The sequence below is a fragment of the Niastella vici genome (genome assembly GCF_002077945.1).
GTDB classification, from domain to species: domain Bacteria; phylum Bacteroidota; class Bacteroidia; order Chitinophagales; family Chitinophagaceae; genus Niastella; species Niastella vici.
Genome location: NZ_LVYD01000013.1, coordinates 368,267 through 388,444 on the forward strand (window position 1 = coordinate 368,267; position 20,178 = coordinate 388,444).

Here is a 20,178-nt window from a genome sequence, read left to right on the forward strand (position 1 = left end):
GGAGCCGGTATTTGTCGGTTAATGTAAATGAAAATGACCCCATTCAAAAAGCGAACGAGGTCACTTTCAAGATATGATTGGCTTTAAGCTTTCGGAGTTTCGCGTTTGGCGTTGTGCGTTACACTGTCATCATCAATTTCAGTAACGCCGCCCGAAATGGCAAATTTCATGGCTTCGGCTGAGCTGATATCAGTAAGCAAACGAACCCGGTCGCTCTTTACAAAATACAGGCGGCCGGCAAAGGCATAGGATTGCGGAACGTATACGGCTACATATTCCTGCAAGCCAAACTCATGCACTTCTTCCTGGGTAATAAAACCGATCTGCCATACATCGGTCGCTTCAACGCTTACCAGCACCGCCTTGTCAAATTTCCTTTTATTACCGGCAAAAGCTTCAAAGAAATCTTTTACGGTTGAATACAGGATCTTGATACCGGGTGTGCGTTCCAGGACTTTATCAAACAGGTCAACCAGCTTGCTTACAATGAAGGAAGAGGAGATATAACCTACCAGTATAACGATGAGGGTTACAAGTATAAATCCCAGTCCCGGTATTTTTTTAGGATTGCCGTTGGCGTCTACGCCCAGCAGGTCGGGCGAAAAATACCCAATGAGGCTGGGAAGAATATTGTCAATAAAATTAAACAGTGCGGTAACCGCATAAATAGTAATCGCTATAGGAGCTAAAATAATTAGCCCCTGCAGGAAAAATTGTATTGCTTTTTTAAATATATGTGGAGTTGTCATGTATTGCTGCTTTTTGCTTCCCAAAAGTAAACCACTTATACTGGCTTGTAAAATAACCTTGTGTAAAGTTGCCTGTTTTGGTCTGGAAAGCAATCGGTTAGGCAAAGATAGGGGAAGCGCACAAATCCTGTACTATAGCCATTTTAATCAATGAACAAACAATTGTACGTGTAATCAATTTTGTTAGCGGCGGCTTAAAAAAAGGATGGAAACTTTGGTAACGCTGAAAGTTTCTATAGTTTTGTGCCCGATTATTATGACAACAGAAGCAAACACAAAAGTGCGGATCCGGGAAAAAGCGAAGGAGTTATTCCTGCGGTATGGTATTCGCTCTGTTTCCATGGATGATATTGCCAATCAGTTGGGCATGTCGAAGAAAACCATTTATCAGTATTATACCGATAAAAATGAGCTGGTTGATGCGGTTGTGGAAGATGAGGTACAGGATATGCAGCAGGATTGTATCAAGTGCGGTGAAAATGCAAAGGATGCCATTGAAGAGATCCTTTTAACGGTTGATCAGTTGATGGAGCAGCTGAGTAATATGAACCCCATGGTATTATATGATATGGAGAAATTCCATATTCGGGCATACCAGCGGTTTATGGAACATAAAAATAAATTCCTGTTACAGATCATTCGTAAAAACCTGGAGTGGGGGGTAAAAGAAGGGCTGTACCGCCCTGATATAGATGTAGATGTTATCTCAAAGTTCAGGTTAGATTCGATGATGATCCCCTTTAACATAGACCTGTACCCGCCTTCCCGGTATAAATTATCAGATGTTACCAAAGCCATCATTGAACATTATGTATACGGGGTTGCGTCCCTGAAAGGCCATAAACTGATCTTAAAATATCAACAGCATAGAAATAAAAATGCAAAGCACTATGAAAATGAAACCGGCAAGCATAAATAGGATAGCTCTGGTGGTTGTATTAACAGGCTTATTGCGACCAGCTCTGGCACAGCAAACATATTCGTTCACGGCCCAACAGGCAGTAGAATATGCCCTTAAAAACAGTGTTAATGTACAGAACGCTTTAAAGGATGTTGAAATTCAGCTGCAAACAAACAGGGAAATCACGGCTGCAGCATACCCGCAAGTTTCAGGAAGCATAAATGTTACAGATTATCTGAAGCTGCCCACGCAATTAATACCTGCTGAGTTCTTTGGCGGACAGCCAGGCACCTTTCAGGCGGTACGGTTTGGTACAAAATACAACGGCACTTACGGCGCAACCCTGAACCAGGTATTATTCGACGGCCAGGTATTTGTTGGGTTACAGGCAAGAGCCGCTTCTATTGAATATGCAGAAAAGAATGTAGCAGTTACAAAGGAACAGATCAAGGCCAACGTTTATAAGATCTATTATCAATTGGTAGTTGGGAAAAAGCAAATTGCCTTACTGGATGCCAATATTGCCCGTGCCGAAAAATTACTGCACGATACAAAGGCTTTATATGAGAACGGATTCCAGGAAAAACTGGATGTAGATAAAGTGACCGTTACCTTATCGAACCTGAGAACACAGAAAGCTAAAGTGGAGAACCAGCTGTCAACGGGTTATGTGGGCCTTAAATACCTGATGGGTATGCCGGTAAAATATCAACTGAGCCTGTCAGATACATTATCAGAATCTTTTTTACGCGATAATGTATTGGCAGATAGTGTGCGTTTTGATGACCGGCAGGAATATCAGTATTTAAAAGCCGTTGAAAAGCTGAATACTTACAATATTAAAAGATACAAATACACTTATATACCTACCGTATCGCTCACCGGTTCATACAACCGGATGGCACAGCGTCAAAAGTTCGACTTTTTTAAAGGTGGCGAACCCTGGTACCCCACCGCTTACATCGGGTTACAGATCAATGTGCCCATTTTCGATGGATTTGCAAAGGATGCAAGAGTAAGATCTGCCAAACTCGAATTGCAAAAGACCCAGAATAACATAGAGGGGCTGAAGAACCAGATCAACAATGAAGTTGAGCAATCACGCATCAATATCCGCACTGCGCTGATCACTATGGATGAGCAAACGAAGAACATGCAACTGGCCGAAGCGGTGTACAACCAAACCAAGATCAAATATGAGCAGGGACTGGGTTCAAACCTCGAGATCACTAATGCAGATACGGATATGCGCGAGGCACAAACCAATTATTTCAACGCCCTGTACGATGCCATTATAGCACGCATCGATTACCTGAAAGCCATTGGAAAACTATAATCCATACTCTATAAAACTCTAAACCAACAAATGCAATCAACGGATAAATTATTTGATATGAAAAGTACGTATAACATAATTGGCGTAGTTACAGCAGTTCTTTTATTGGCAGCGTGCGGCCAGAGCGAGCTTGACCAGAAAAAAGCCAAACTGGAAAAACTGAAAGCAGAACAGACAAAAACAGGAGAAGAAATAACCAGCCTCGAAAAGGAGATCGCAAAGTTAGATACCAGCTTCAAGCGACCCGAAAAACCAAAACTGGTAGTGTTATCGCCAGTAAAAACAGGGGCCTTCACTCACTATATTGATCTGCAGGGCAGGATCATTGTGCAGGACGCAGGCGTTGTAACCCCCCGCGGACAGGGTGGAATGGTTAAAGCACTTTACGTAAAGCAGGGTGATGTTGTTAGAAAAGGCCAATTATTAATGAAACTTGATGATGTTATCTATCGTCAGCAAATTGATCAGGCCAATGTGCAGTTAAACCTGGCCAAAACAATATATGAACGCCGTAAGAACCTGTGGGACCAAAAGATCGGCACCGAAGTGGAATTGTTAAATGCAAAAAGCAATGTTGACAATCTGGAAAGGCAAATCGACATGCTTAAAGAGCAGCTGAGTATGACGAATATATATGCAGAAATGTCGGGTGTGGCAGAGCTGGTGAATATCAGGGTAGGCGAAACTTTTTCAGCTGCATCGGCCGGCCAGGTGGGCATTACTATTGTAAATACCAGTAGCTTAAAAGTGACCGCCAATGTGCCGGAAGCTTATCAAACAAAAGTGCATGAAGGAACCAACCTGATCGTTACCCTGCCCGAGGATAATAATAAAAAGCTCAATACAAAAGTATCTGTAGCCGGTAGAGCGATCGATTTAAATACCCGGTCATTTTATATCGAAGGAAGAATACCGGGCAATGAAGGTTTCCGTCCCGGCCAGATCGCCATGCTTCGCATCCAGGATTATGCGGTACCCAATGCTATCACTATACCCATCAATACCATTCAGAATGATGAAAAAGGAAAATTTGTAATGATAGCCACCACCGAAAATGGAAAGAAAGTAGCAAAGAAAAAGCCGGTTACCGTTGGACAGCTGTATGGCGATACACTGGAAGTTAAAGACGGTTTGGCTGCAGGCGATGTACTGATCACCGATGGTTTCCAGGGCCTGTACGATGGCCAGCTGATCATTACAGATGCCAAATAGTTAGGTATTTAGTGACTTACACCTCCAAATTCATTCTATGAGTGTTTTAGAAAATATTACAGACAAGTTCAAGAACTTTGGGCCAACAACCTGGAGTATAAAGAACAAGACTTCGATATACCTGGTGATGCTGTTCTTTAGTTTGGGCGGTATTTACCAGTTCCTTACCCTGCCCAAAGAACAGTTCCCCGATATTGTGATCCCTACCATTTACGTGCAAACGATCTATGTAGGTAACTCACCCAAAGACATCGAGAACCTGGTAACCAACCCTATCGAAAAAGAGATCAAGGGTATTACCGGTGCCAAGATCAAAAAGACCACCAGTACTTCGGTACAGGACTATTCGGCCATTGTGGTGGAGTTCAGCACCGATGTAGAAACTGATGTAGCCCTGCAAAAAGTAAAGGATGCGGTTGACAAGGCCAAGAAAGACCTGCCCACCGACCTTACCGAAGAACCATCGGTAATGGAAGTAAGCTTTTCTGAACAACCGATCATGTATGTTAACCTGAGCGGCGACTTTGACTTGCCCAGGCTGAAGAAATATGCCGATGACATGCAGGACAAGCTGGAAGAATTACCTCAGCTGAACCGGGTTGATATTGTTGGTGCACCTGAACGGGAATTCCAGATCAATGTAGACAACTACAAGATGCGCAGTGCTAATATCACATTCGATGATATTGCCGGTGCAGTTTCCCGTGAGAATATGGATATTTCAGGCGGCTTACTCGATGTAGGCAGCATGAAGCGTACCCTGCAGTTAAAGGGCCAGTTCAAAACTGAATACGATCTTAAAAAGGTGATCGTACGCAATACAAGCGGCGCTCCTATTTACCTGAAAGATATTGCTGAAATTAAGGACACTACCAAAGAAAGGGAAAGCTATGCCCGCCTCGATGGCAAACCGGTAATAACCCTGAATATCATCAAACGTGCCGGGGAGAACCTGATTGAAACAACAGACGATGTAAAGAGGGTGGTTGATGAAATGAAGGAAACACAGTTTCCCAAGAACCTTAATGTAGTATTGACGGGCGATCAAAGTAAAGCCTCGCGTACCTCCTTCAACGACCTGGTAAATACCATCGTTATTGGTTTTCTGCTGGTATTGATCATCCTCATGTTCTTCATGGGTGTTACCAATGCCTTCTTTGTGGCCCTATCGGTACCGCTGAGTATGTTTGTGGCCTTTGTGTTTTTGCCGGCGGCCGATCTTATGATAGGTACACACGTTACCCTCAATTTCATCGTACTGTTTGCGTTGTTATTCGGGTTGGGTATTATTGTGGATGATGCTATTGTGGTGATCGAAAATACGCACCGCATCTTCGTACAGGGCAATGGCCGCCTTACAGCCGAAAAATCGGCCATGATGGCTGCCGGTGAAGTGTTTGTACCGGTGCTGGCCGGTACCGTTACCACGCTGGCGCCCTTCTTCCCACTCATGTTCTGGCCCGGTATCATTGGTAAGTTTATGATCTACCTGCCCGCCATGCTGATCTTTACGTTAACAGCATCGTTGGTGGTGGCCTTCCTCATGAACCCGGTGTTTGCGGTTGACTTTATGAACCATCCCGAAGGCGCCAAAGAATCCAAGTCGGCGATCTTCAGAAAGCCTTCTTTCTGGATCCCATTAACAATAGGTGTGCTGTTTGATGTAGCCGGATTTACCTTCATGGGTAACCTCCTGATATTTATCATGCTGCTTATTCTGTTGAACCGGTTTGTGCTCGATGATCTTATTCATGGGTTCCAGAACAGAGCGCTGCCCTGGATCATGGGACACTATGAAACCGCTTTGCGCTGGGCGCTTAAAGGATGGCGGCCTGTATATTTGTTGCTGAGCACTTTTGTATTGTTACTACTCACGTTTGCATTCTTTAATGCCAGAAAAGTTCCGGTGGTGTTCTTCCCACAGGGCGATCCTAACCAGATCTATGTTTACCTGAAACTGCCGGTGGGTAGCGACGTGGAATATACCGATTCTATTACCCGAACCCTGGAGACAAAAGTTTACCAGGTACTGGGTATGGACCATGGCAAGAAAAACCCGGTGGTGGAAAGTGTGATCAGTAACGTGGCCGTGGGCGCGGGCGATCCGCAAAGCGGGGACAGAAGTACCAGACCCGAGCTCGGCCGTATCCAGATATCGTTTGTTGAATTTGAAAAGCGTGAAGGGATAGCTACAAGACCTTACATGGATAATATCCGTAAAGCGATAAAGGGTATACCCGGCGCTGAGATCTCGGTTGACCAGGAAAAAGGTGGTCCGCCTACAGATCCTCCAATTAACATTGAAGTATCCAGTGAAAATTTTGATGATCTCATTAAAACAGCCGTATCGTTAAAGAATTATCTCGATTCAATACAGGTACCTGGTGTGGAAGAGCTGAAAATGGACGTAGACCTTTCAAACCCTGAGGTCACCTTTACCGTTGATCGCGAACGGGCATTGATTGAAGGCGTTTCTACCGCACAAATAGGACAGGAAATAAGAACAGCGGTATTCGGTCGTGAAGTATCGAAAATAAAAGATGGGGAAGATGAATACAAGATCCAGCTGCGTAACCTCGAAGTTCAACGCAAAAGCCTGGCCGATCTGCTGAACATGAACATTACCTTCCGCGATATGGCGGGTGGCGGTGCAGTGAAACATGTGCCCATTAGCTCACTGGTTAAAGTTGATTACACCAGCACGCTGGGTAGTGTAAAACGGAAGAACCAGAAACGCGTAATTACCCTGCGGTCAAATGTGTTGATGAATGTAACCACCCCTACAGCTGTAAACCAGGTGTTGGCCGGCTACATCGACAACTTTAAACAAAAGAGTGACAATGTAACCATAAAACAAACCGGTGAAGGGGAACAACAGGCCGAAACCGGCGCCTTCCTGTTGAAAGCGTTGGTGATTGCCCTGATGATCATTTTGTTCACCCTGGTAATTCAGTTTAACTCAGTGAGCAAACCGGTGATCATTTTAACCGAGATCATCTTCAGTGTAATTGGTGTGCTGTTAGGTTTCGCCATCACAAAAATGGAAGTATCCGTACTGATGACCGGTTTGGGTATCGTAGGGTTAGCGGGTATTGTGGTAAAGAACGGTATCCTGGTTATTGAGTTCACTGATGAGTTAAGAGCGCGCGGGTTAAAAACAAGAGAAGCATTGGTGCAGGCCGGTAAAACACGTATCATTCCGGTATTGTTAACTGCTATGGCCGCCATATTGGGTTTAATACCGCTGGCGATTGGTTTCAATATTAATTTTGTTAAGTTATTCGCAGAATTAAATCCGCATATCTTCTTTGGTGGCGATAACGCGGTGTTCTGGAAACCATTGTCATGGACCATCATCTTCGGTTTGGCTTTTGCGTTCTTTATGACGCTGCTGATCCTTCCGGCGATGTACCTGATCGCAGAACGGTTAAAAAGACCCATGCGCAATATGTATGGCGGTAAATGGATCTCAATGGCCGGTATTCCACCATTAATATTCCTGTTTATACCGCTGATGTTCATTACCATGTTCAGGCATAACTATAAAGTAAGCCGCAGAAGAAGAAAGCTGGCTGGTAAGAAAGAAAAAGTGAATGAGGCGTTTATCGGAAGCTGGTTCTAAGAAGTAAAACGAAAAACCTGCAATAAAAAAGGCGCCCCGGCAGAGCCGGGGCGCCTTTTTTATTGCTTATCAATTCACTTAAAATCCTTTCTTCCCATCTCCTTCAACCGGTTTTCCATCTGTATTTAATTCTACTATCTCGTATCCTGTTTTTTGTAAACCGGGCAGAATACGTGCTTTATCGCCCACCAGCACAATGTTCACTTTTTCAGGGTGAATATATTTTTTAGCCAGGGCATCTATTTCGGGCTTGGTAATTTGTTGCAGTATCCTGTTTTGCTGATCAACATAATTGGCAGGTAAATTATACTGCAGCATCCGTTGAATAAAACCGGCTTTCTGGGTACCGGTCTCATATCGCAGGGCGTCGCGTTGACCAATGGCATTTTTCATAAATACCAGCTCATCATCCTTAATACCATCAGTGACATAGGTCTTCAGTTCTTTCATCACTTCTATTAAAGCGCTGTCGGTAACATCGGCTTTAATGCCTGAGGTAAAGGTAAAATCGCCTGTATATTGATCGCCATTGAACAGGGTGCGGGCGCCGTAGGTCCAGCCTTTGTCTTCGCGCAGGTTGATGTTCACCCGGCCATTGAAACCACCGCCTAAAGCAAAATTCATTAAGTTGGTACGGTAATATTCGCCGGTAGCGTCATACTTTAAACCGGTAACATTACTTATTCTGAATTCGGTTTGTGCGGCGCGGGGAATATTTACCAGGTATATTCTTGATTTATCAACGGCTATGGGTTGGGCTATTACCGAAGGAATTTCAACAGCTTTATTAGGCAACCTGTTCAAAAAAGCCAGTTTGGGCAGTATTTCATTTTGTTTTATATCGCCCACCACTACTACTTTGGTGTTACTGGCAGTGATGTAATTGTTGTAATAATTTTGTACATCCTGCAGGGTGAGGTTCTTTATGGAGGTTTCGGTACCGCTTTCGTTCATCCCCAATATATTATCGGGACCATAATTTACCACGGCAATTACGTCATCGGCCACTACAGCCGGGCGGGTCTTTGATTGTTTTAAGCTTTCAAGGGTTTGGTGCTGTAAGCGGTTAAAGGTTGTTTCGGTGAACTTTGCATTGAATAACCGTTCCTGCAACAGCTCCAGTGTTTTATCGATATTCTTTTTAAGCGCTTCAACGGTGAACACAATGGCATCGCGGCTGCTGGTTACTTCAATGCTGCTGCCCAGTTTTTCCAGCGCAATGGTCATTTGCTCGGCCGTATAATTTTTAGTGTCTTCATTCATCATATCGGCAAACAGGCTGGCCAAACCAATTTTAGCAGTGTCTTTCGCTTGCAATAAATGACCGCCTGGCATTGAAATGATCAATGTCACAGTTGGCAGTTCATTATTTTCAGCGCCAATGCATTTGATCTTGCTGGGCAGGTCCTTGCGCCAGAAGGCCGGTACTCTTACAAGCGGGTTGGGGCCATTGCCCGGGTGTACATTGCGATCGAAATTATCGGTGGCTTTCGTATATTTTAAACCGGTATAGCCGTAATCGGGGGCCGTGTAATGGCTGTTATCAACTTCATAATTATTGGCTGCTGCAATAACATTTTCCTGGCCTTTGGGCAGCACGCTTACGATAACAGCATGTTTTCCCTTTATGTATTGATTGTACACACGCATTACATCCTCTTTGGTCACTGCGTCGGTCATTTTAAGCAGGGGACCAATCATATTGGGGTTACCGGCCAGTGTTTGAAAAGCGGCGAGTTGGAACACTTTACCCGATACGCTTTGCAAACCATTGATGTATTGCGCTTCGGAACTGCCTTTGAATTTTTCAATGTCCTCATCGGTAACGCCGCGTTTTTCAAAACTATCCAGTGAAGCGCGTACCAGCTTTTCCATATCGGCCAGGGTTTTACCCTGCATGGGAATCACCCTGATGATAAATTCTCCGGCCAGCTCATTCAACTGACTGTATACATTGGCTTGCAGGGCCAGCTGTGTTTTTATCAGTTGCTGATATAAAATGGACGTATTGCCCTGCCCCAGTATTTGCGCCAAACAGGCCAGCGCCTGCATGTCTTTATTAAAGTTGGGCACAGTGGGGAAGGTAATATTCAGCAGGGGCAGCCTGATGTAATTATCAGTATAGGAAACATAGCGGTCTTTATCGAGCGTTACTGCCGGCACTACTGCTTTATTTACTTCGGGACCGCGGGGAATGGAACCGAAATATTTTTCAACCAGCTTAATAACGTCGGCAGTCTTTACATCACCGCCTACAGTTACGGTGGCGTTATTAGGGCCATACCAACGCAGGAAGAAATTCTTGAGGTCGTTTACATCAACGCGGTTCAGGTCTTCAATATACCCGATCGTTAACCACGAGTAGGGGTGCCCGTACGGGTACAGGTTTTTGGCGGCCACTTCACTTACCAAACCATAGGGGCGGTTATCATAGTTCTGTCCTCTCTCATTTTTTACGGTAGCCCGTTGTACTTCAAATTTCTTTTGGGTAACAGCATCGAGCAAAAAGCCCATACGGTCTGCTTCGAGCCAGAGCATTTTTTCGAGTTGGTTCGAAGGAACTGTTTCGTAATAATTGGTGCGGTCGCGGTTGGTAGAACCGTTCAGGGTTCCGCCCGCATCGGTAATCATTTTAAAATGTTCTTCATCTTTTACGTGATCGCTGCCCTGGAACATCATGTGTTCGAAGAAATGGGCGAACCCCGATTTGCCGATCTGTTCGCGGGCCGAACCAACGTGATAAGTAACATCAACCTGCACAATGGGATCGCTGTGATCTTCATGCACTATCACCGTGAGGCCGTTGGCCAGCATATATTTTTCATAAGGAATAACGAGCTCGGTACCCTGCCGGGTGATCTTTTCAACCAGTTTTGCCTGTGCTATCACCTCATTGTACAGGCAGGGCAGGGTGGTAGCCAATAAAAATATGGCTCTTTTCATATATGTAATTTTTGTTAAGTAAGGTACAAGGTAAAGGAATTGTTATGGAGGTTCCAAACCATTTATCAATTTGGTGGGGCTTGCGTCCCATAGCTATCGGGAGGCGATTCTACCCAAAAAAATTATCAGGTTGCTGTGAAACGATTATTATTAAATTGCGACTAACCTAATCAACAGTCGGCAAAAACAACTATAACCTAATTAATAAAACTTTAAACAGACTGACATGCGTACAAATCACGAAATAGATTACAAGATCTACGGGGAAGAGATGCAATATGTGGAAGTGGAACTCGATCCCGGTGAAACCGCCATTGCTGAAAGCGGCGCCTTTATGATGATGGATGATGGCATTCAAATGCAAACCATGTTTGGTGATGGTTCAAAGCCCCAGCAGGGTTTATTGGGTAAGCTGGTGTCGGCCGGCAAGCGGATGTTAACCGGTGAAAGTTTATTCATGACTGCTTTTACCAATGCGGGTCAGGGCAAAAAGCGGGTGAGCTTTGCTTCACCTTATCCCGGTAAGATCATTGCGCTTGATCTAATGGAACTGGGAGGAAAGGTCGTTGCACAAAAAGATGCGTTCCTGTGCGCTGCCAAAGGAGTTAGTGTAGGTATAGAGTTTCAGCGTAAACTGGGTACCGGTTTATTTGGCGGGGAAGGGTTTATTATGGAAAAGCTGGAAGGTGATGGCTTTGCCTTTGTACATGCCGGTGGTCACGTATTTGAAAAAGTTTTGCAGCCGGGCGAATTGCTGCGTATAGATACCGGTTGTTTAGTAGCGTATACACAAACCATTGATTACGATATTCAATTTGTAGGTGGTATAAAAAACACCCTGTTTGGTGGAGAAGGTTTGTTCTTTGCCACACTGCGTGGCCCCGGTAAGATATGGATCCAAACCCTGCCCATCAGCCGCCTGGCCAGCCGCATCTTAACTTATGGTTCAGCTGGTGGCCGTAAAGAAGAAGGAAGTATATTGGGAGGTTTAGGGAATATGCTGGATGGTGATGGTTGGTAGAAGAAGGCGAAGTAGGATGTAAGAAATAGGATATAAGAAGTTCGCTATAAATAAGAAGGCCGTCCGGTTCAACCCGGACGGCCTTTAATATTAATGCGCTTTCGCGGAAGTTTAATTTCTCTTAGACAATTTAGCCAACAATTGCAAAATTTCGAGGTACAACCATACTATGGTTACCAGTAACCCGAAGGCGCCAAACCATTCCATATATTTGGGAGCGCCCATGTTAGCACCGTTTTCGATGAGGTCGAAATTAAGTATCAATCTCAGTGCGGCGATACTTACCACCGCTAAAGAGAAGATGATTCCGAATGTGCTGCCTTCATGCAAAAAGGGAATATCTATACCGCCAAAGTGCAGGCCGATAGCTATTAAATAGAAAAAGAATATTCCCAGTGATGCTGTTATAATTACTTTTTTGAAGAGCGGGGTAGCCTTAATGATGTTGAATTTATACAACAGGAACATGGCGGCCACCACACCAAATGTTATCATAAGGGCATTTGATATAAGGTTGGGCGCATATTTCTGAAACGAAAAATCATATATAGCTGAAATGCCACCTATTGCAAAACCTTTTACCAGGGCGTATGCCGGGGCAGTGTAAGGTGACCATTCTCTTTTAAAATTTGTGACCAGGGCCAAGCCTAATGCACCAAATACGCTTACCCACATATATGTGATAATATCAACACCCGAATAAACCATTTTCCAGGCGTAACCAGCGCTAGCCAAAGTAAGCAGGAAAAGGATACCGAATTTGTTCAGTGTTCCTTTTACGGTCATCACCTGGTTATCTGTATAGGAGTAGCTTTTCGAGAAAGTATCTTCATTTAATACAGGGTTACCGGACTTAAACAGAGCCATAGTTATAGAGTTAAAATTTAGTAGCAAAATACAAAAACACGTCAATAGTCAATAGCCAATTAGCAAGAGGTTAACGGCGGATGATCAAATTCACCATTATCCATTATTGCCCCTTCTCCGCCAACCCGGCGAAAAAGGTGAGCAGGCATTACCAAATTGGTAAAATTAGTCCTTCTTCCCCCTGTCATCCCGTTGTTGATTCCTGGGTTGATTGGGTCTTCTGTCGCCACCCCCTTTTTTATCATTTGGGCGGTTATCGCGGCGGTGTTGCTGCTGTTGCTGTCCACCACCCTGGCGTGACTGTTCTTTTTGTTGCTGACCCTGGCGGGAGTGATCTTTTTGCTGTTGTTGTCCGCCACCACCCTGACGCGGTTGTTCCTTCTGTTGATGGTGATGGTGCCGTTTCTTTTTCTCGGCCCTTTCCAGACTGCGTAAGCTGATCTGCCCAACCACATCCACAAATTCGGGTTCCACCTCTTTGGGTTTCTGGGTGGTTACATCAACCGCTTCCAGTTCATCGGGCACCTGGTTGTGGTCATTCGCCTGTTTTATTTTCCTTACCCGTTCAATGGTCAGCGGATACTGCTTATTGCTATCGGGCAGGGTATACCACATGAGGTTTTTGAAAATATCTTTCTTTATGAGGATGGCCGTGCCTTTTTGTACCTGTAAGGTGTCGGCATTATCGGGGAAATGCTGTAAGGCATCGAGATAAATATCGAGCTCGTAATTGAGGCAGCATTTCAACCGGCCGCACTGGCCGCTGAGTTTGCTTTGGTTGATCGACAGGTTCTGATAGCGGGCGGCAGTGGTGTTTACCGATTTAAAATCAGTTAACCAGGTGCTGCAGCACAGTTCGCGGCCGCAACTGCCAATTCCACCCACTTTAGCAGCTTCCTGACGGGCGCCAATTTGCCGCATTTCTACTTTAACCCTGAATTCCTTAGCGTATACTTTAATTAATTCGCGAAAATCGACCCGGTCATCGGCGATATAAAAGAAGGTGGCTTTGCGGCCATCGGCCTGAATTTCCACCTCTGTCAGCTTCATTTCGAGGTTCAGCTGGCGGGCAATGGCCCGGGCCCTGATGAGGGCTTCTTTTTCGCGGTCTTTATTTTGTTGCCAGATCTCAATGTCTTTATCGGTGGCGCGGCGTAAAACCTTCTTGATGTCGGGGTCGGTTTCGTCGGCATTCCTTTTCTTCATTTGCAGGCGAACAATTTCGCCGGTAATGTTTATAGTGCCTACATCGAACCCACTGACGCCTTCCACGGCAACCAGGTCGCCTTTTTCGAAAACATGAACAGTGGTATTTCGAAAGAAGTCTTTCCGGCTTCCGTTATTGAAGGTTATTTCCACGATCTTACAGCTTCCCGAAGGATCGCTAAATGGCAGGTTACTCAGCCAGTCGTGCACATTCATCCTGTTACAACCGCCCGTGCTGCATCCGCCATTGCTTTTACAGCCGGCTACCTTGCCGCCAGTTCCGCATGAACTACATCCCATTCTCTATTTAGGATTAACGATTTACAATAATTTATTAATTGTCGGCCGGAAAACGCATGCAGAAATAAAGGCAGGGTATTATACATTACTCCGGGGCAAACCGGCGTGCGCCAATACTCGTTCAGCTACCCGTTATAAAAGTATAACGAACTGAATAAGACGCATTTATGAATAATATAGCGAAATAAGATAACTTATATAATATAGAAATCCTGCTCGCATGCAACCCCAACCACACACTATTTCTGCTTCCTGCTTAACAGGCCGATTTACAAATATAAGTTATTAACGTCAAAAGGGGTTCGTTATGATATAGGACAAAAAGTCAAATAAGTCAAAGAGTCATGAGGTGGAAAATTAATGCAAGCCTGGCCCCTGGGTCAGGCTCTATTTGTGGAGTATTTGAGAAGTAATCAACCAAAGACCAACCAAAGACCTGACAAAGACTAAACAAAGACAGGATAAGAACATTTCCTTTATCAGGTCCCTGTGTGGTCTTTGTTTATTCCTTATTTGATCTTTTTCAGGATCTACCCCAAATACACGCCAAACTAACCCCATTATTGATCGATGGGCCGAAAATTACTATGCGAATGATTTGGGTTGAAAACGCGGCAGGCGCAAGCCAATGCCCCCGCTTAATGAGCGGGTACAATGAAAATCAGATTGTTGACAGCTGGTTTTTGACCTACTAAATAACCGTAATTACTTCTTTGGCGGCAATAATGTGGTATAATTTAATGGTAAGGGCGTGGAACAGCATTTTGGGATTGGCGTTCCGTTCAATATAATAGGAGGCTTTATCAAGTTCTTCAATAATGGCCTGCTGCTGGTTGAAGGCGGCGATCTTGTTCAGCCGGCCGGCGAAGTCCTTTTCCTTTTCGGGCAGGTGAACATTTTCGGGACCCATGGCGTTCAGGCGAATGGCCTGTTCGAGCAGGTGGGTGAAATAGCGCAGAAATTGCTTTTGCTTTTCGCGGCCCAGCTTGCTCACTTCTTCAATCCATTTTACCTGGGCTATGGGACCGTTCTTTAAAATGGCATTGAGCCATTCGCGCAACAGCGATTGCCAGTCTTCATCGGCATGTTGCATCAGCTGCAGGGCTTCGCGGTAATTACCTTCGGCGATGAGGGAGATCTGCCCCGCCGTGCCTTCGGCTACATTACCTCTGGTAATCAAAGCATTGGAAATATCCTGGTGGGTAAGGGCAGGTATTTTAACCAGCTGGGTGCGCGATAAAATGGTTTGCAGTATCAGCGATTCATTTTCAGCCACCAGCACAAATAAGGTATTGGGTGGTGGTTCTTCTATGAGTTTCAATAACTTATTTCCTTCATTGCCCAGGTATTCGGGCATCCACATCACCAGTATTTTAAAGCCGCTTTCAAAACTTTTGAGCGAAAGCTTGCGAATGATATCATTACATTCATAGGCGGTAATGTTCCCCTGTTTGTTTTCGGCCCCAATGAATTGCAGCCAGTCGTAGGAATTACCATAGGGATATTTGGCAATAAACTCCCGCCATTCGCTGATATAATCTGAACTCAACGGCTTGTCGCCCGATTTGCGGGGAATTACGGGGTACGAAAAATGGATATCGGGGTGCATGAGCTGCTGCATCTTCACACAGGAAGGACATTCGCCACAGGAATCGAGCGGGCCGGCACCACTTTGCGCGGGCGCTGGCGGTTCCTCCCCAAACAGCGAAGCACCGGCCGGGGCCGCGGCTGCCTTACGGTTCACCTTTTCGCAAACAACATATTGGGCAAATGCAATAGCCAGGGGCAGGGCGCCGCATCCTTCTTTTCCGAGAAATAAAAGGGCGTGACTGATCCGGTTATGTTGAACCATATTTGCCAGATGCAATTTTACATCTGCCTGACCGATAACATTTTTGAATAACATGCGGGGCGAAGTTAAGCAGAATCCCGACAAAGTGGGGACATGTTGTAGAATGCGGAATGTGCTAATTTGATAATAAACTAATCCCGCAGCACGGCACTATGGTAATTGGTGAAAGGGTCAATGATTGCCAGCCCGCAGCAAGCTGGGGATGTGAATGTTGAAACGGTGAATGCTTGCCTGCCCGCAGCAAAGCTGGGGATGTGAAAGGTGAAACGGTGAAACCGGGAGCCTGTAAACTGCAACAAATCCCCAGTCGGCCGGTACTGTTTGCCCCTGCCAGCTGGCGGGCTGGGTAGAGAATAGAAAAGCCCACCGGTGGGCGGGCTCTCCAAATACTTTTGACGGCTAAACTCTTAATAGTTTTCTAAGGAACAGGATCACTTTCATAAGAGTTCAGGAAAAGTGGATAGATCTGGTTTTCATCGGATTAGGATTCGTTCCTTAACGGATCTTTCATGCAGGCATTTCCTTCCTGCAACGGATATTGGATCAGCTTTTCGGATATTGGACTGGTTCTCTTCGGATACCGGATGTTTAAACTGATATTGGATTGTTGGCTCAAAATTGCTCATATAAAGCCGCAACGGGAACTTTATTCGTTCAAACGACACTTAAAATCGATTTTGTGCCTGATTTGCCAGATGAAATATTAGGGTAAACCCTTAAGTGTATTATGGCTTAAACTATTAGCCGGGGCGTATGGGTATTGCAGCTGGCAGGCGCTCCGGTTCAACCCAAAAAAATAAGCTGACCAAAAAGGTTAGAAAATGCTGAAACCCGCTAATGGCATAAGTTTCAACATCTATCCTGTTAGTATACCCTTTTTGATCAGCCTAACTATAAACAATAATCTTAGTTAAGATATTTGGTCACCTCTTCGCTGGTCACTTTTGTTTTGTTATGGATCACTGTTATGAGGTTACCTTTTTCATCGAGCAGGAATTTAGTGAAGTTCCATTTAATTGGATCAGTAAAACCTTTCTTTTCTGCTTCGGCTACCAGGTATTTGAAAAGGGGATGAATATCGTCGCCTTTTACAGAAACCTTTTCGGCCATGGGAAAGGTTACGCCATAATTCTTTTTGCAGAACTCACCGATCTCGCTGTTGCTACCTGGCTCCTGGCTGCCGAAATTATTGGCCGGGAAACCCACGATCACCAGTTTGTCTTTATACTGCTCGTATAATTTTTCAAGGTCGGAATATTGGGGGGTGTTACCGCATTTGGAAGCCGTATTAACGATCATGATCTTTTTTCCTTTGTACTTACTGAAATCAATGGTGCCATTGCCATCGAGGGCGGGAACCTTGAAATCGTAAATAGAAGGCGCGGCAATAAATAGCAGGGAAACAAGCAATAAACGTATCATAATTGATAAAATTTAAAGTAATAGTGTAAGATCTGGCTGCTTTGTACTATACAAAGATGCTGCTAAATTGGTTGCTTCCATGCAAAATAATGGTTAACGGTAAGGCCAGGGTTTGCCAGGAAGCTATCCCGACCAAGTTGGGACAGGCTATGCTAATGCAATAGCCAATAACGCCATTTGCAACAGATTGCAGTTATAAGACGGGATGCGAGCCATTCTGCGTTGCAGGCAGGTGGCTAAGACGGGGAATTATTATAAGACAAATGGCAGGCGGGGGAAAAATTCAGAAAGGGAATTGGAAAAGAAACACCGTTAATACAGGAACCGGTTCCAACAGGAAAATTGCAGCAAATGGCAATACGCTACCCGAAGCAAACCGCCGGATTTCGTGAACCCACTCATTCCATATTCGTTTCGCTACGGCCGGCAGGCATTCATACGCACCGGCTTAATGTTTTTCATAACAACCCAGATCAGGCGCCCCCACATTGCGCAGCTCGCCATCGAGGTCAATGGTAAGGCCTGTAATGGTTCCCTTGTCGAGGGCCGGCGATCCTTCGCGCAGGCGGAAATTGTAAATTCTCAATTGGGTATTGATACTGTCGAATAAAGGCGGGTTATTTTGAAGAATGGTGCCGCTGGTAGTTACGTTGGCTGGTTTGTTTTTTGTTATCTTCCACAAACAGTTTGCGAACGTAACATTGAACTGTGTGCTGCCCTGTTTATCGGTCACTACTTCATCATCTACTGTTCCATTTTCACCCCAGAAAATACAATTTGTAAAACTGGCCGTACAGTTGTCGGTCAATACAGTGTTCCCGCTTTTGGTGTAATTGGTTACAACAAGAACGGGATCTTTATGCAGCAGGTAAGAATTTGAATAAGTGGCAATGGTACATTGGGAGAAATCATAAGTGCCGCCATAACCCAGCAATACATTTTTACCGCAATTGCTCACCAAACAGTTTTGCGCTTTTATAGAAGATTGTACACCCAGAATGCCGGCATCGTAACAATTATCAACGACACATTCGCTGAGCAGTACTTTGGGATTGCTGTTCACCGATGGTTTTGCGGCTATAACACCCTGATAGGCGTTCAGGATCTTTGCATATTGAAGGGTATTGTCTTTACTTGTTTCGCGGAAATAAATACCTGGCCAGCCGCCGGGAAAGTCGCGGTAAGGATCATCGAGCCGGTCGCTTTTAAATACCACCCGGGTGCTGTCGTATTTTTCACCCGTAACCTTTAAGGTTCCGTCAACCACCAGGGGTGCATCGGCATGCATATAAACGCGGCAACCTTTTTCAATGGTAAGGGTGGCGTTTTGATCAACCAGTAAACCACCGGTAATAACATAGGGCCTGTTGTTGGTCCAGGTTACGTTACCAGTAAGCACCTTTGAGCGAAAGAAGTTGGCGTTTTGTCCCCAGGCCTCCAGTTGCACCCATCGTTCATTGCCGTTATAATCGATCAGGATGCTGTCCTGCACGACGAATGGCAGGTCGGCAGCGGTAGGGTTTATTTTTACAGTCACGAAAACATAAATGCTGTCGTTGGCATCCATTTCAATATTGCTTACTTCGGGTCCGGGTGTGCCGTCAACGTTGATATTGAAAAAAGAAGCGCTGCCGCCGCGCAGGGATACTTTGCTCAGGCGCAGCTTCTGGTTATTATCGTTATATATGCGGAAGAACCGGGTGGTTGAACCGGTTGTGGTAAAAACAGTATCAAAATGCAGGGTATCGGCGCTGGTATACAGCCTTGCCGTGCTGCTGGTAATAAATGATTCCTTTTTACAGGATATCAAAATGCTGGTAAGCAGTATGGCAACAAGTATATATTTCATGTTCCTGTAAAAATACACGTTTTCAGATACACATAAAACCGGCCGGTTGGCCATATCGTTTGACTTAACGTTGCGATAAACACAATATTGCGGAAGGTTCATGGGCAGGGGCAATCGGCAAAAAAAATCAGACGGCGCAAGATTGGGTATTAGTCTCAATATTCGCGAGCTATTCACCACTCACCATTCAATATATGTGTTCACTTTACCGTATAAGCCATTGTCATAATACTTAATCGCGTACCCGGGGCAGTTAACAGTTCCTGGCCGCATGCTTCAAGGGTGGCACCCGTGGTTATTACATCATCGACCAGTAAGATATGTTTACCGGCAATAGCATTGGGATCCTGCAATTCAAATTTTCCCTGCATGTTCAGCCAGCGGTTAATGCGGTTCTTGTTCGTTTGCGTTTCGCTCGATTGCTGCCGGCCGATCGCCTTATCAAGCACAGGAAGCGATAATACCTGCGCCATGCCCTGGCACAACACCTGTGCCTGGTTATACCCCCGTTTTCTTTCCCGGGCTTTAAACAGCGGTAATGGCACCAGAACGCCTATGCCGCTAAAACGATGGGTCTGCAACAATGCTGCGCCCATTTTACGGCCCATAAAAAGTCCCAGCTCTTTATTGCCTTTATATTTCAATTCATGAACAATGTGTTGCAGCAGCGAGTCTTTTGAAAAATACAGGTAACTGGCTGCACTGGTCACCGGCATGCGGCCCCAGAAAATTTTCTCCACCGGGTTGCCTGCGTGATCGTGAAAACCTGTTACCGGCAACTGGTTAATGCAATGCATGCATAACACCTGTTGCCGGCTCATGATATCACTGCCGCAGCCCGGGCAGCAATGTGGAATAAAAAGATGTAATAAGGGATGTAATGGGTTTTTAAGCATAA

At 45.1% G+C, this 20,178-nt stretch carries 13 protein-coding genes; 5 read left to right on the top strand and 8 right to left on the bottom strand.

The features are described 5' to 3' along the window. Positions 1–83 precede the first annotated feature (83 nt). Positions 84–749 (bottom strand): DUF502 domain-containing protein, encoded by a 666-nt coding sequence (locus A3860_RS07170; RefSeq protein WP_081145866.1) that lies wholly within the window; start codon positions 747–749, stop codon positions 84–86. Between the two features lie 256 nt (positions 750–1,005). On the opposite strand from A3860_RS07170, the gene A3860_RS07175 reads away from it, so the two are divergent. From A3860_RS07175 to A3860_RS07190, 4 genes are read left to right on the top strand one after another with little or no spacing between them, the layout of a single operon-like run. Next, positions 1,006–1,668: a TetR/AcrR family transcriptional regulator gene (locus A3860_RS07175; RefSeq protein WP_158085160.1), complete on the top strand. Its 663-nt coding sequence runs from the start codon at positions 1,006–1,008 to the stop codon at positions 1,666–1,668. Next, the gene (locus A3860_RS07180) at positions 1,640–2,986 is read left to right on the top strand and encodes a TolC family protein (protein ID WP_081145868.1); all 1,347 of its coding nucleotides are present in this window, start codon (positions 1,640–1,642) and stop codon (positions 2,984–2,986) included. The genes A3860_RS07175 and A3860_RS07180 overlap by 29 nt, the downstream gene beginning before the upstream one ends. A gap of 57 nt (positions 2,987–3,043) precedes the next feature. Then, complete coding sequence (locus tag A3860_RS07185; protein ID WP_245843490.1) at positions 3,044–4,198, top strand: efflux RND transporter periplasmic adaptor subunit; 1,155 nt, start codon at positions 3,044–3,046, stop codon at positions 4,196–4,198. A gap of 37 nt (positions 4,199–4,235) precedes the next feature. Then, on the top strand, positions 4,236–7,820 hold the full coding sequence (locus tag A3860_RS07190; RefSeq protein WP_081145870.1) for an efflux RND transporter permease subunit: 3,585 nt from the start codon (positions 4,236–4,238) through the stop codon (positions 7,818–7,820). A gap of 78 nt (positions 7,821–7,898) precedes the next feature. Here the strand turns inward: A3860_RS07190 and A3860_RS07195 are convergent, their stop codons facing one another. After that, positions 7,899–10,763 carry a M16 family metallopeptidase gene (locus tag A3860_RS07195; RefSeq protein WP_081145871.1) on the bottom strand — a complete coding sequence of 955 codons (2,865 nt, stop codon included), beginning with the start codon at positions 10,761–10,763 and terminating at the stop codon, positions 7,899–7,901. A 226-nt stretch (positions 10,764–10,989) separates the two neighbouring features. Here A3860_RS07195 and A3860_RS07200 point away from each other — a divergent pair, with 226 nt between their 5' ends. Continuing rightward, positions 10,990–11,784, top strand: coding sequence for a TIGR00266 family protein (locus A3860_RS07200; protein WP_081145872.1), 795 nt, complete (start codon positions 10,990–10,992; stop codon positions 11,782–11,784). Positions 11,785–11,895: 111 nt separating this feature from the next. On the opposite strand, the gene A3860_RS07205 is transcribed toward A3860_RS07200, so the two are convergent. From A3860_RS07205 to A3860_RS07230, 6 genes are all read right to left on the bottom strand, one after another. Continuing rightward, positions 11,896–12,651: a Bax inhibitor-1/YccA family protein gene (locus tag A3860_RS07205; RefSeq protein WP_081145873.1), complete on the bottom strand. Its 756-nt coding sequence runs from the start codon at positions 12,649–12,651 to the stop codon at positions 11,896–11,898. A 165-nt stretch (positions 12,652–12,816) separates the two neighbouring features. After that, positions 12,817–14,157 carry a PSP1 domain-containing protein gene (locus tag A3860_RS07210; RefSeq protein WP_081145874.1) on the bottom strand — a complete coding sequence of 447 codons (1,341 nt, stop codon included), beginning with the start codon at positions 14,155–14,157 and terminating at the stop codon, positions 12,817–12,819. 691 nt (positions 14,158–14,848) lie between these two features. Beyond that, on the bottom strand, positions 14,849–16,063 hold the full coding sequence (locus A3860_RS07215; protein ID WP_081145875.1) for a DNA polymerase III subunit: 1,215 nt from the start codon (positions 16,061–16,063) through the stop codon (positions 14,849–14,851). A gap of 852 nt (positions 16,064–16,915) precedes the next feature. Next, entirely contained in the window at positions 16,916–17,431 is a 516-nt protein-coding gene (locus A3860_RS07220; protein WP_081145876.1) for a glutathione peroxidase, read from the bottom strand. A gap of 448 nt (positions 17,432–17,879) precedes the next feature. Next, entirely contained in the window at positions 17,880–19,280 is a 1,401-nt protein-coding gene (locus A3860_RS07225) for a choice-of-anchor Q domain-containing protein (protein WP_081145934.1), read from the bottom strand. 200 nt (positions 19,281–19,480) lie between these two features. Continuing rightward, the gene (locus A3860_RS07230) at positions 19,481–20,176 is read right to left on the bottom strand and encodes a ComF family protein (protein ID WP_081145877.1); all 696 of its coding nucleotides are present in this window, start codon (positions 20,174–20,176) and stop codon (positions 19,481–19,483) included. Positions 20,177–20,178 lie beyond the last annotated feature (2 nt).